Origin of the sequence: Micromonospora sp. DT47, from assembly GCF_049844475.1 — a bacterium.
Taxonomy (GTDB): domain Bacteria; phylum Actinomycetota; class Actinomycetes; order Mycobacteriales; family Micromonosporaceae; genus Micromonospora.
Genome location: NZ_JBNCLC010000021.1, coordinates 61,003 through 73,287 on the forward strand (window position 1 = coordinate 61,003; position 12,285 = coordinate 73,287).

The 12,285-nt window shown below is 70.5% G+C and carries 10 protein-coding genes; 2 read left to right on the forward strand and 8 right to left on the reverse strand.

Going from position 1 to position 12,285, the window contains the following annotated elements:
* Positions 1-212: 212 nt before the first annotated feature.
* From ACLQ2U_RS25375 to ngcE, 4 genes are all read right to left on the reverse strand, one after another.
* The gene (locus ACLQ2U_RS25375; RefSeq protein ID WP_425753282.1) at positions 213-869 is read right to left on the reverse strand and encodes a hypothetical protein; all 657 of its coding nucleotides are present in this window, start codon (positions 867-869) and stop codon (positions 213-215) included.
* An 89-nt stretch (positions 870-958) separates the two neighbouring features.
* Positions 959-1,867: a carbohydrate ABC transporter permease gene (locus tag ACLQ2U_RS25380; protein ID WP_425753283.1), complete on the reverse strand. Its 909-nt coding sequence runs from the start codon at positions 1,865-1,867 to the stop codon at positions 959-961.
* Positions 1,864-2,772 carry a carbohydrate ABC transporter permease gene (locus ACLQ2U_RS25385; protein ID WP_425753285.1) on the reverse strand — a complete coding sequence of 303 codons (909 nt, stop codon included), beginning with the start codon at positions 2,770-2,772 and terminating at the stop codon, positions 1,864-1,866. Before ACLQ2U_RS25385 ends, ACLQ2U_RS25380 begins: the two co-directional genes overlap by 4 nt.
* A 65-nt stretch (positions 2,773-2,837) precedes the next feature.
* Positions 2,838-4,253, reverse strand: coding sequence for an N-acetylglucosamine/diacetylchitobiose ABC transporter substrate-binding protein (gene ngcE / locus ACLQ2U_RS25390; protein ID WP_425753286.1), 1,416 nt, complete (start codon positions 4,251-4,253; stop codon positions 2,838-2,840).
* Positions 4,254-4,454: 201 nt separating this feature from the next.
* On the opposite strand from ngcE, the gene ACLQ2U_RS25395 reads away from it, so the two are divergent.
* Positions 4,455-5,798, forward strand: coding sequence for an acyltransferase family protein (locus ACLQ2U_RS25395; RefSeq protein ID WP_425753287.1), 1,344 nt, complete (start codon positions 4,455-4,457; stop codon positions 5,796-5,798).
* On the opposite strand, the gene ACLQ2U_RS25400 is transcribed toward ACLQ2U_RS25395, so the two are convergent.
* The 4 genes from ACLQ2U_RS25400 to ACLQ2U_RS25415 all read right to left on the reverse strand — a co-directional run bounded on the left by ACLQ2U_RS25400 (position 5,770) and on the right by ACLQ2U_RS25415 (position 11,073).
* The gene (locus ACLQ2U_RS25400; protein WP_425753289.1) at positions 5,770-7,260 is read right to left on the reverse strand and encodes a CoA-acylating methylmalonate-semialdehyde dehydrogenase; all 1,491 of its coding nucleotides are present in this window, start codon (positions 7,258-7,260) and stop codon (positions 5,770-5,772) included. The genes ACLQ2U_RS25395 and ACLQ2U_RS25400 overlap by 29 nt on opposite strands.
* Positions 7,257-8,558 (reverse strand): aspartate aminotransferase family protein, encoded by a 1,302-nt coding sequence (locus tag ACLQ2U_RS25405; RefSeq protein ID WP_425753291.1) that lies wholly within the window; start codon positions 8,556-8,558, stop codon positions 7,257-7,259. Before ACLQ2U_RS25405 ends, ACLQ2U_RS25400 begins: the two co-directional genes overlap by 4 nt.
* Before the next feature lie 480 nt (positions 8,559-9,038).
* Positions 9,039-9,428, reverse strand: coding sequence for a hypothetical protein (locus ACLQ2U_RS25410; protein ID WP_425753292.1), 390 nt, complete (start codon positions 9,426-9,428; stop codon positions 9,039-9,041).
* Positions 9,429-9,444: 16 nt separating this feature from the next.
* Entirely contained in the window at positions 9,445-11,073 is a 1,629-nt protein-coding gene (locus ACLQ2U_RS25415) for a hypothetical protein (RefSeq protein ID WP_425753293.1), read from the reverse strand.
* A 188-nt stretch (positions 11,074-11,261) separates the two neighbouring features.
* On the opposite strand from ACLQ2U_RS25415, the gene ACLQ2U_RS25420 reads away from it, so the two are divergent.
* The gene (locus tag ACLQ2U_RS25420) at positions 11,262-12,254 is read left to right on the forward strand and encodes a hypothetical protein (protein WP_425753295.1); all 993 of its coding nucleotides are present in this window, start codon (positions 11,262-11,264) and stop codon (positions 12,252-12,254) included.
* Positions 12,255-12,285: the final 31 nt, after the last annotated feature.

The window sequence follows — 12,285 nt, forward strand, 5'->3', positions numbered from 1 at the left end:
GGACGGCCCCGTGCGTTCGTCGCAGCATCCCGTCGGGGAGATCGGCGACCGGTGGGCGCGGCGCGGAGCCGCTCCCCCAGCCGCGCAGGGCGTCGACCTGAGCCGAAACCGCCCGGCCCGTGCCACCCGACACGGAGGTCGCCCTGTCGGGGCCGAAAAGGCGGTGGCTGGCGCCCCTGCGGGACGTCCGGCCACCGCCGTCGCGCGTGCCGTCAGGAGGCCGGGTAGCCCTGCCCGCCGTGCGGCGGCGCCGGGTGACCCGGCTGCCCCTGCGGCGCGGGGTAGCCCTGCCCCTGGTGCGGCGAGGCCGGGTAACCCTGCCCGTGCTGCGGCGGCGCGGGGTACCCAGGCTGCGCGTGCGGCGCCGGGTAGCCCGGCTGCCCCTGCGGGGCGTGGTGGCCGTACGGCCCCTGCGGGTGGGCGGGATGCGCCTGCGAGGCGTGGCCCGGGTGGCCGTACTGACCCTGCGGCGCCGGGTGGCCCTGCGGGGCGGGGTGGCCGTACTGACCGGACTGCGTGGGAGCGCCGTTACCCGCCGGGGCGCCGTAGCCCGCCGGGGCACCGTAGCCCCCCGGAGCGGCGCCCTGCGGGCCGCCGGCGGACAGGTGCTGCTCGGCCCGCTCCCTGGCCTCCTTGCGGGCCTTCACCGCACGGACGATCAGCAGGATCGGCACCACGAACGCGTAGAAGAAGCGCTGGTACGTGCCACCGGGGAAGAGGAACAGCAGGTAGAAGCCGTAGGCGAAGAAGGCGACGCCGATCACGACGCTGAGGATCCGGGAGCCGGTGCCCTGGTCGCGGAACGCGGCGCCAAGCACCACGAGCGCGATTCCGCTGAGCATCAGCAGGACGCTGTAGAGAACGAACATGAGGTCCCCGTCGTTTCGGTGAATGGGCCGGACAACCATAGAGGAGCGTCAGCGGCGTCGCTGCCCCGCCCGCCAGGGCCGGCCGCGGGTCATTTGAGCTGGCCGGCGGTGAGGCCGGACTGCACCTGACGCTGGAAGGCCACGTAGACCGCGAGCACCGGGAGCACCGCGATGCTCAGTCCGGCGAAGAGCCGGGCGTAGTCCCCGGCGTAGCCCTGGCTGACCGAGAGGGCGAAGAGGCCCTGGGCGAGCACCCACTTCGACTCGTCACCCTGCATCAGCACCTGTGGCAGCAGGAACTGGTTCCAGTGGCTGAGGAAGTTGAAGATGGCGACGCTGATCAGCCCCGGACGCGCCATCGGCAGCATCACCCGGAAGAAGAGCCGGAAATGGCCGCAGCCGTCGACCAGCGCCGCCTCCGCAATCGAGGTGGGCAGGGTGCGGAAGAACGCGGTCAGGAAGAAGACCGTGAACGGCAGCGAGTAGGCCGCGTAGACCAGGATCAGCCCGGTCCAGGTGTTCAGAACGCCGGCGTTGCGGACCACGAAGAAGAGCGGCACCAGGGCGAGGAAGACCGGGAACATCAGCCCACCCACGAACAGGTAGTAGACGACCTGCTTGCCGCGGAACTCGTACCGGGCGAAGACGTACGCGGCGGTGGCGCCCATCAGCATGGTCAGGCTGACCGACCCGGCCACCACCACCAGGCTGTTGACGAAGTACCGTCCGATGTGCGCGTCCGTCCAGGCGCGGACCCAGTTGTCGAAGCGCAGCTCGCCGGGGAGCCCCCACGGGTCAGCCAGGATCTCCCCGTTGCTTTTGAACGAGCTGAGGAACATCCAGACCAGCGGCAGCACGGTCAGCGCGCCCCACAGCAGCAGGAATCCGTGCGAGAAGACGTTGGCGACGCCGAGCTCGCGGCGTACCGAGCGGTCGGCGGGGGTGGCGGCCGGGGCGGTCCGCGCAGTCGGGGGGGTGGACTTGTCCAGAGTCGTCACGACAGCTCGATCCGTTCACGGCGGCTGGTCCGCAGTGCCAGCACCGCCACCGAGAGGGTCAGGAAGAACATGACCACACCCATCGCCGAGGCGTACCCGAACTTGGTCTCACTGCCGAACGCGGTGTCGTACATCCGCACGCCAATCACGTCGGTCGAGAAGTTCGGTCCGCCGTTGGTCATCAGCTGTACGAGGATGAAGCCGTCCAGCGCGAAGATCGCCAGGTAGATCCAGGCTACCTGGACGGTGTCCCACAACAGCGGGATGGTCACCTTCCGCAGCGTGGTCAGCCGCGACGCCCCGTCGAGCATGACCGCCTCGTAGATCTCCTTCGGGATGGCCGACATCGCCGCGCCGAAGAGCACCACGTAGAAGCCGACGTTGCTCCAGATCATGACCGTCAGCACGCACCAGAAGGCGGTCTTCGGGTCACCGAGCCAGGTGGGCGACGACAGGCCGACGCCGTGCAGCGCGCTGGTCAGCAGTCCCTTGTTCGGGTGGTAGACCTCCTTCCAGAGCAGCGCGATGACCACGACCGAGAGCACCTGCGGGAAGAAGTAGACCGGACGGTAGAACGCGCTCCCCCGTACGCCGCTGATCCCGGCTCGGCCCTTGCGGCCGCCCATGGCGAGCATGCTGGCGAAGAAGAGGCCGAGCACGATGGTCACCACCGGGACCAGCACGAGCATGACCGCGTTGTTCTGCAACGCGTTCCAGACGTATTCGTCGTTCCACAGCGCGCGGAAGTTCTCCAGCCCGACGAAGTTGGCGTCCGGCGAGTAGCCCAGCCAGTCGGTGCTGGAGATCTGGAACGCCTGCAGGTACGGCGACACGACGAAGACGACGTAGAGCAGCACCGGCGGCGCCAGGAAGGTGACGATCAGCGGGTACTTGCCATGTCTCACGATGAGGACCTATCTCCCGGCGGCGGCCGGTGGGGACGGGTCGACCCGCCCCCACCGGCCGGGTGTCACGCGGCCCGCTTGTATTTCTTGACCGAGCTGTCCTGGGCGATCGAGTCGGCGCCCTTCTGGCACTGGTCGAGGAACTCCGCCGGGGTGCTCCGGCCGCTGAAGAACTCGCCGCACGCGGCGTCGACGAGGTTGCGCTCCAGCTTGCGGTAGTAGTTGTTGTAGACCCAGTTGAAACCGTTGTCGCCCGAGGCCTCCAGCGCCTTGACCACGGTGTTCAGCCCGTGCGGCAGCTCCACGCCCTCGGTGGCGCCGGCGATCACGGTCAGGCTGGCGACCTTTTTCGTGAAGTCCTGGGCGCCCTTCTTCGACAGCATGGTCCGGAAGAACTCCAGACCGCCGGCCACGTTCTTCGCCTTGGCCGGCACCATGAACGGCTCGCCGGCGGTGCCGCGGACCGCCTCGAACGGCAGCTTGTCGCCGCTGCCCAGGCTCGGCGTCGGCGCGAGGGTCATGTTGAACCCGGCCGGGGTGACGTCCTTCTGCTCGCTCTCCAGCCAGGAGCCGCAGGAGACGAAGGCGGCCTTGCCCTGGCACCAGGCGGTCTGCGACTGCTTGTGGTCGAGCCCGGGCGAGCCGTCGAGGATGTACTTGTCCTTGACGATCTGGTGCCACGCGTCGGCGGCGGCCTTCATCGCGTCGGACTTCCAGGCGTTCGGCTCCAGGTTGTCGATCGCGGTGGCCACCGACGGCCCCCCGAATTTGATCGCGGTGGCGATCAGCGGCCAGCTCATGTAGCGGGGGTGCGCGCCGGCGTACGTCCAGGGGGCGATGCCGGCGGCCTTGATCTGCTTGCAGAGCGCGATGTGCTCGTCCCAGGTCTTGGCGTACGCCCAGTTGCGCTCGGTGAAGAGCTTGCTGGAGTGCCAGATGCCGTAGACGGTGTAGGTGTAGTTCATCACCAGGAACTTGCCGTCGTACGAGCCGACCTCGACCGCGCCGGGGAGCAGGGTGTCCTTGACGGTCTTGCCGGGGATGTCGAGGCTCGGCGCGGCGAGCAGCTCGCCGAGGTCGGCGACGGCGTTCTGGGACACCAGTCCGTTGAAGTCGATCTGACCGGCGCCGGAGTTGTTGACCACGTCGGGCGGGGTGCCGTCGACGAAGCGCGGCTGGAGGGTCTTGCTGATCTCCTGGGTGGCGGAGTGCTTGATCTCTGCCTTGGGGTACTTCTCCTTGTACATCGCCTCGTGGGACTTGGCGTACTCCTCGCCGAAGCCGCCGCTGAAGATCACCACCTCGAGCGGCGCGTCCTCCTTGACGCCCAGCGGGTTCTGCGCGCTCTTGGTGCCCTGGTAGGTGCCGCCCTCGGTCTTGTCGTCGCCACCGCCGGTGGCGCAGCCGCCGAGCAGCGCGGCGGCGGGGGTGGCCAGCAGGCCGGCGGCGGCAGAACGCCGCAGGATGTCACGCCTGTTCATCAGCTCTCCTCGGATCGGGTCGGGCGGACCGCCGATGATGGGGGAAGGCGTCCGCCGCTTCGAGGCACGGGGGTGCGTTGATTCTCTTCAGTTCACACAATGTTGCTGAAGAATTTCTACGGCAGGACGGCGTGGACTTCAAGACCCGACGGCCGAACCGTTATCACCACCAGCCACGCCCGGCTGACATAGCCTGACTCCATGCGCCGCCTGCGCCAGCTCGCCGAGCGCACCCCGGCTGGGCGGGAACGGTACGTCGATCTGCTCCGCGCGCTCGCCATCGTCATGGTCGTTCTCGGTCACTGGGGTATCACCGTCATCGGGTACGACCGGGCCGGCCGGCCGACCGGGCACTCCGCCCTGGGCGACCTGCCGTGGGCCTGGCCGCTGACCTGGGTGGCCCAGGTGATGCCGGTCTTCTTCCTGGTCGGCGGGTACGCCAACGCCGCCTCGCTGACCGCCCGCCGGTCCCGGGGCGGCGACGCCACCGGCTGGCTGATCGACCGCAGCGCCCGGCTGGTCCGGCCCACCACCGCACTGCTGGTGGTGCTGGTCGTCGGCGCGGCGGTCGCCCACCTGCGCGGCGCCGACCCGACCGAGATCCGCACGGTGGTCTGGTTCGCCACCATCCCACTCTGGTTCCTCGTCGCCTACCTGGTCGTGGTCCCGCTGACCCCGCCGATGTACGCGCTGCACCGCCGCTTCGGGCTGGTGGTGCCGCTGGTGCTGGTCGGGCTGGTCGCGCTCGGCGACCTGGGGCGGATCCTCGGGCCGGCCGGCCTGGCGACCGGGAACTACCTGTTCGGCTGGCTGGCCGTGCACCAGCTCGGCTTCGCCTGGTACGACGCCCGCTCCCCCACGAACCCGCCGCGTCGCCGGCTGCCGACCTCCCGGCGTACCGGGGCGGTGCTGCTGGCTGTCGGGCTGGTCGTGCTGGTGCTGCTGACCGTGGTCGGGCCGTACCCGGTGGCGATGCTCAACGTGCCCGGCGCGCGGCTGGACAACGCCGCCCCGCCGAGCCTGGCGCTGCTCGCCGTCGCCACCGCGCAGCTCGGGCTGATCCTGCTGCTGCAGGCCCCGGCGCGGCGCTGGCTGCGCCGGTCCGGCCCGTGGCAGGCGGTGATCGCGGTGAACTCCGTGGTGCTGACCGTCTTCCTCTGGCATCTCACCGCCGCCGTGCTGCTGATCGGCCTGCTGGACGCCCTCGGCGTGCTGCCCACCCCGCGGGTCGGCTCGGCGGCCTGGTGGGCCTGGCGGGTGCCCTGGCTGCTCGCCCTGGCCGTGGTGCTGGCCGCCCTGGTCGCCGTCTTCGGCCCGATCGAGGCCCGCACCCGTCGCCACGGCGACACCACCGCCCGCGGCCGGCGGCGCACCGCGCTCGCGGTGGCCGGGTACGCCGGCGTGGTGGCCGGGCTGCTGCTGAACAGCCTGACCCGCAAGGCCGCCCCGGAACCGCTGGGGCTGCCCACCCCGGCGCTGCTGGCGTACCTGGCCGGGGCGGGCGTGCTGCGGCTGCTCAGGTCTGGGTGGGGAAGCCGAGGTTGACCCCGCCGTGGCGCGGGTCGAGCCAGCGGCTGGTGACCACCTTGCCCCGGGTGAAGAAGCGCACCCCGTCCTCGCCGTGCGCGTGCAGGTCGCCGAAGAGGGACGCCTTCCAGCCGCCGAACGAGTAGTACGCCATCGGCACCGGGATCGGCACGTTGATCCCGACCATGCCGACCTCCACCTCGTGCTGGTAGCGCCGGGCGGCGCCGCCGTCGTTGGTGAAGATCGCCGTGCCGTTGCCGTACGGGTTGGCGTTGACCAGCTCCACCGCCTCGTCGTACGAGCCGACCCGGACCACGCTCAGCACCGGGCCGAAGATCTCGTCGGTGTAGATCGACATGTTCGGGGTGACCTGGTCGAAGAGGGTCGGGCCGAGCCAGAAGCCGCCCGCCTCCCCGTCCGGCGTGACGTCCCGCCCGTCGACCACCGGCACCGCGCCGGCCGCGACGCCCGACTCCACGTACGAGCGGACCCGCTCGGCGTGGGCGGCGGTGACCAACGGACCCATGTCGCAGCCGCGCCGGCCGTCGCCGGTGCGCAGCCCGGCCATCCGCTGCGCGATCTTCGCGACCAGGACGTCGGCGACCGGTTCCACGGCGACCAGCGCGGAGATCGCCATGCACCGCTCCCCCGCCGAGCCGAACCCGGCGTTGACCGCGGCGTCGGCGGCCAGGTCCAGGTCGGCGTCCGGGAGCACCACCATGTGGTTCTTCGCCCCGCCGAGCGCCTGCACCCGCTTGCCGGCCATCGCCCCGCGCTGGTGCACGTACCGGGCGACCGGGGTGGAGCCGACGAACGAAACCGCCTTCACCGACGGGTGCTCGAGCAGCGCGTCGACCGCCTCCTTGTCGCCGTTGACCACGTTCAGCACCCCGCCGGGCAGGCCGGCCTCGGCGAACCACTCGGCCAGCAGCAGCGCCGCGCTCGGGTCCTTCTCACTCGGCTTGAGCACCACCGCGTTGCCGCAGGCGACCGCCACCGGCACGAACCAGAGCGGCACCATCACCGGGAAGTTGAACGGGGAGATCACCGCGACCACGCCGAGCGGCTGGCGGAGGCTGTACGAGTCGACCTCGGTGGAGACGTTCTCGCTGAACCCGCCGCGCAGCGCCGAGGGGATGCCGCAGGCGTACTCGATCACCTCCAGGCCACGCTGCACCTCGCCGGCGGCGTCGGCGAGCACCTTGCCGTGCTCGGCGGTGATCACCTCGGCGAGCCGCTCCCGGCGGGCGTGGACCAGCTCGCGGAAGGCGAAGAGCACCGCCGTCCGCTTGGCCAGAGAGGCGTCCCGCCAGGCCCGCGCCGCCCGCTCGGCGGCCTCGACCGCGCCCGCGACGTCCGCGGCGGAGGCCAGCTCCACGCTTCCGGTACGCCGGCCGGTGGCCGGGTCGAAGACGTCCCCGCGCCGCTCGGAAGCGCCGGAGATCCGCTTGCCGTCGACGAAGTGCCCGATGGTGCTCACGCGGCCACCTCCGCCGACGAGCGGATCGCGTCGACCAGGATGGCCAGGCCCTCGCGGGCCTCGTCCTCGGTCAGCGTGAGCGGCGGGCCCATCCGCAGCACGTTGCCGTGCAGGCCGCCCTTGCCGGCGAGCAGGCCGCCGGCCCGGCACGCATCGAAGACCCGGGTGGTCAGCGCCGGGTCGGGTTCCATGCTGCCCGGGCGGACGAACTCGACGCCGAGCATCAGCCCCTTGCCGCGTACCTCGGCGACGCAGTCGAGCCCGGCCACCGCGGCGCGCAGGCCGTCGGCGAGGATCGCGCCGGTCCGGGCCGCGTTGGCCTGCAGGTCGTGGTCGCGCAGGTAGTCGAGGACCGCGTTGCCGGCGGCGGTGGAGACCGGGTTGCCGCCGAAGGTGGAGAAGCTGATCGCCGGCACCGACTCCAGCACGTCGGCCCGGCCGACGACACCGGCTAGGGCGAAGCCGTTGCCGATGCCCTTGGCGAAGGTGAGCAGGTCCGGGGTGACGCCGTGCGCCTGGTAGCCCCAGAAGTGCTCGCCGGTGCGCCCCCAACCGGTCTGCACCTCGTCGGAGACGAGCAGGATGCCGTGCTCGTCGAGGACCTTCTTCCAGGCGGCGAAGAGGCCGTCCGGCGGGGCCACGAAGCCGCCGACGCCCTGGATCGGCTCGGCGATCAGGCAGGCCACGTCGCCGGCGGTCTGGGTGGCGAGCACCTCGCGCAGGTCCTCCACCGCCGCGTCGATCCGGTCGGCCTCGTCGAGGCGGGCCAGCAGGCCGCGAAGCCGCTCACCGGAGTGCAGCCAGGCCACCTGGAGCGGGTTGAGCCCGCTCGCCGACCAGCTCCGGTTGCCGGTGATGCCCATCGCCGCGTACGACCGGCCGTGGTAGCTGTTGCGCACCGCGAGGATCTGGTGCGAGCGGCGGTAGTTGGTGGCGACCAGCAGCGCGGCCTCGTTCGCCTCGGTGCCGGAGTTGGTGAAGAAGACCCGGGCGTCCGGGATGCCGGAGAGTCGGGTGATCTTCTCGGCCAGCTCGACCTGCTGACGGATCAGGTAGAGCGTCGAGCTGTGCACGATCCCGGTAGCCAACTGGCGCTGCACCGCCTCCCGGATCTCCGGGATGTCGTAGCCGATCATGTTGGTCAGCACGCCACCGAAGAAGTCCAGGTAGCTGCGGCCCTGCGCGTCGGTCACCCGGCGACCCGAACCGGAGACCAGCTCGATCGGCTCGGCGTAGTAGAGCGGCATCCAGGAGGGGAGCACGGCCCGGTGTCGGGCCAGCAGGTCGTCGGAGGTCATCGTCGCACCCTCTCAGCGGCATTCGCGGTTACCGCACGCTCTCACCACCCGGCCACAGGGACAACTGTCACCGTGTAGCGCAGCGACCCCCCGGGCCTGACACCACGTCAACCGGGCCGCCCAGGCCAGCGAGACGCTGCGCTACCGGGATGCGGGCCAGTGCTCCGCCCTTCAGGGCGGGGGTGAAGGCCCGCGCGGGAGGGCCGCCAGGCCCGAGCGTGCCGTTGACCTGACGCCCCATCGACCGTGGTAACGTCGCGTTCGTGCGAGGCGAAGGGTCATGCCGGAAGCCTCGAAGCGTCACGACGGACACAGCGTGACTGTCGCCGCAGGGCTTGCGGAGACGTAAAACGCCTGTGGAGTGTGGGTAAGACCGGAAGCGATTCCGGCACCGTGCGGTGAAGCAGGAACCCACCCGGGCGTTGCGCGTTCCGCGCGCGGCGCGGAGGGAATCCCCGCCATTCATGGCGGTGGAGGATGTCAATTCATGGCCTCGACGATCCACCCTGCCAGCAACCCGGCCGGCAACTGTTTGGCCATTTCCACCAGCGGCGTCCAGACCTTTCGCAACCGCTTCAGAGCGGTAAGGCGCCGATCCGCATCGGCAGGTTTGGACGGGTCGGTGTAGTGCTGGCGCAACCAGGCGAGCGCCGCGATCGCGTCGTCGAGCGTGACGTCCGGCGCCTGCTGTTTGGCCTCCCTCTGGAGTGACGCTTGCTGGAGGCTCTTCCGCAGGGCCTCCACCTCGGCCAGGTAATCCTCGGCTGATGCGATCGAGGTTGCGGACACGCGGTTGTACACAGTGGCGTCCGGGCCTACGGCGCTTCCCGTCACCGGGCCGCCGATCGCACCGATGTTGATGTCACCCATGTCCGTTCTCCCGAGGCTAGTTGTTGTGGACTGTCGCACCTTGACCGATCGCGCTGTCAGTGACGGTCACGTTGCCGGAGCCGAAGTTCACTGCTCCGACGTTGAGGATGGTCACCATTCGCTGCCTGTACTCCGCCACGTCGACGTGGCGGTCCTCGAGAAAGTCAAGCACCGCGGCGAGAAGCCTCCGCTCGATCACCTGCGCGTACCTCAGTACGTCTCGCTTCTGGAAGTAGGTGCTCGTGGCGGCCGCCGACGTAGCCTGGTCGTTGTGGTCGTCGATGCCGGCGCCGAGTTCACGGGCACTGATGCGGGACCCGATATCGACCCCCCGACAACGGCTGTCGTAATCGGCCGAGCTATGGCCGGCAAGGCGCAACGCCCGCAGCGCGTGCGTTGCGAGCCGCGGCAGCGCACCGCCCAGGCGCGATGGAAGCGAAACCGCGGCCCTGCCGACGGTCTTGCCGTAGGCGATCAGGCCGACTCCGCCGGGCTGGTCGACAACATGGAATTCCTGTCGGGTGGGTGGCAACGCCCATGTCGAAAACTCCAGGTACAGCATCCTGCCCTGGATGGAAGCGTGCACGTAGACGGTCGTGACGATCTCGCCGTCCCACGACTCAATCTGACAGGCGAGGTAGTGCCGGGCGTGGCCGGTCGGATCCGCCATCACCTGGATCGGATCAGCGGTGGCCATCTCCTCTGGGAGGTCTGCCGTCTTCGTGCCCGCCACGAAGATGTGGTGGTTGACGGTCAACCCCGAAAGGCGGGTTTCGCTGTCCTGGTCCCATGCCAGAGAGGAGATCCGCTGCTCCAGGTGACGGACGATGTCCGCAGTTCGGAACGGCGGCGTGTCCCATTCGCGGTCCTCTTCTCGACCATCGACCCCAGCTTCGACCAGGCGCTGCACGAAGGACCACGTGTGCATCTCGAATCCACTGCCGATGAACGGACGAAACCTCGAGAAAATCGTGATCGGCTCCGCTTGCTGTCGGGCCACCGTCCGGATCCGGCGCCCTTCGATCGCCCCCGGGGCGGCACTGCCGGTGCGCAGCGCTCTGAGCGAGAAATGCTGGACGGTGGCGAGGATGGTGACGGCCCCCACTTGCGCACCGATGATTCCCACCGTCCCGGGAACAAGATCGTTAAAATGGTTGAGGTCGAATCTGTTCGGCAGTGTGAGGCGTCCAGCCGCATGTAGACCGAGACCCACCAGCAGTAGCAGCGGAACAACGGCGAACGCACGCCACACCCACGCGAGCACCTTGAGCCGCTCCTTGAGATGGGTGTACTCGTCGAGCGTCCCACCCTTCAGGTAGTACCGAACGTAGTCGTGGCTTAGCTGAGAGGCTGCGCGGCTCACGCGCCAGAACATGAGAATGAGCAGTACGGCGACGGTTGGCGTTGGTGTGAGGAGCAGTCCGACGACGACGGTGCCGACCAGGAACAGATCACACACCACCTCACCGAGGAGCGCCCGGCGCGCGTGGAACAGGACCGGCTCCAGGGCGAATCCGTACGACGGTGCCACCCGGCGGGTCCGGTCGAGGTAGACCTCATAGATCAGCCGGTTGCGATACTCCGGGTCGAGGTACACACCCGCGCCGAGATGACGTGTCGAGTCGTTGAGCCGCTCACCGCTCACCCCGCCCCCCTACGCGACGTCGGGGCGCCGCTGGCAGCAGCGTAATCAAGGCGATGCGCCGTGTCAGCCCCGTACTCGGCGACCGCCACGGCCAGGGTGTCCCCTTGCCGGCGACCATGTCCACGGCGAGCGCATCGAGCACGGCGAGGACCCGGTGCCGGGCGGCCGCCGCCGGTAGCATCCGACGCGTGCGGATCGGGGACGTGGCGTTGCCGAGCGGCGAGCCGGGGACGACCGTCGAGCAGGTGGCGGCGGGCGTACGGGCCTGGGTGGAGTCGCCCCCGCTGAGGTCCCTGGTCGGGCACTTCGGCAGGGACTGGCCAGCGGGTGACCTCGCGGCGGTGCTCGACGGGCTGGACGTTTTCTCCGCCCGGCACTGGGACTTCCGCGCGGGCCGGGAACGTCCCGAGGCCCAGGAGCCCGCCCTCGACCCCCGCACCGTGGGCCTGGTCCTCGACGCCGCCGCCGCGCTCGGCCTGGTCCACCCGACGCCGCCGACCCGGCCCGGGTACGCCCACCTCGTGGTGCTCGGCGGCCTGGTGCACGCCTGCCTACGCCGGGTCGCGTACGCCGCCCACCTGCTGCGGACCGGCCAGGCGGTGACAGGCGAGGTGGCCGTGCTCGGCAGCTTCCGTCCGCTGTCCGACATAGAGCGCCGTACGCTGGCCGACGCCGGGATGCCGACCTGCGGGACCGAGGTCGACGTGCTGCACGCGGCGGTGCGGAAGGTGCTGGACGTGACCGCCCCGGCTGAGGAGGACGGACACGACGCCGGCCACCCGCACCACTCCTGGTCCTCGCGGACGTACCACCCGCCCGGCCTGCCCCCGGTCCGCGTGCTCGCCGCGCCGTCGAGCGAGCCGGAGCGCCGACGCGCGCACACCGCCGACACCCAGCGGTTCTGGGCTGAACACGTCCGGCTCTCCCCCGGCGATCCGGTGCTGCTGGTGACCGCGCCGATCTACGTGCCCTTCCAGCACTGCGACGCGCTGCGCACGCTCACCCTGCCGTACGGCTGCGGGGTGGAGACCGTCGGCGTCGACCCGGCCCTGCCGGACCTGGTCCGGCTGCCCGAACCCACGCTCACCCCGGGCCGGTACCTCCAGGAGATCCGCTCGGCGCTCCGCTCGATGCGCGCCCTGCACGCCGCCCTGCGTCCGGTCGCGCCGGCCCAGCCCTGACCGCCGGCGTCCGGCGCAGCCGTTGCGGTCG

What these genes read in the sequence shown, in the direction of transcription:
- ACLQ2U_RS25375 (WP_425753282.1), bottom strand. Translation starts at nt 869, where the DNA reads ATGTTCGTTCTCTACAGCGTCCTGCTGATGCTCAGCGGAATCGCGCTC.
- ngcE (WP_425753286.1), bottom strand. Translation starts at nt 4,253, where the DNA reads ATGAACAGGCGTGACATCCTGCGGCGTTCTGCCGCCGCCGGCCTGCTG.
- ACLQ2U_RS25395 (WP_425753287.1), top strand. Translation starts at nt 4,455, where the DNA reads ATGCGCCGCCTGCGCCAGCTCGCCGAGCGCACCCCGGCTGGGCGGGAA.
- ACLQ2U_RS25405 (WP_425753291.1), bottom strand. Translation starts at nt 8,558, where the DNA reads ATGACCTCCGACGACCTGCTGGCCCGACACCGGGCCGTGCTCCCCTCC.
- ACLQ2U_RS25410 (WP_425753292.1), bottom strand. Translation starts at nt 9,428, where the DNA reads ATGGGTGACATCAACATCGGTGCGATCGGCGGCCCGGTGACGGGAAGC.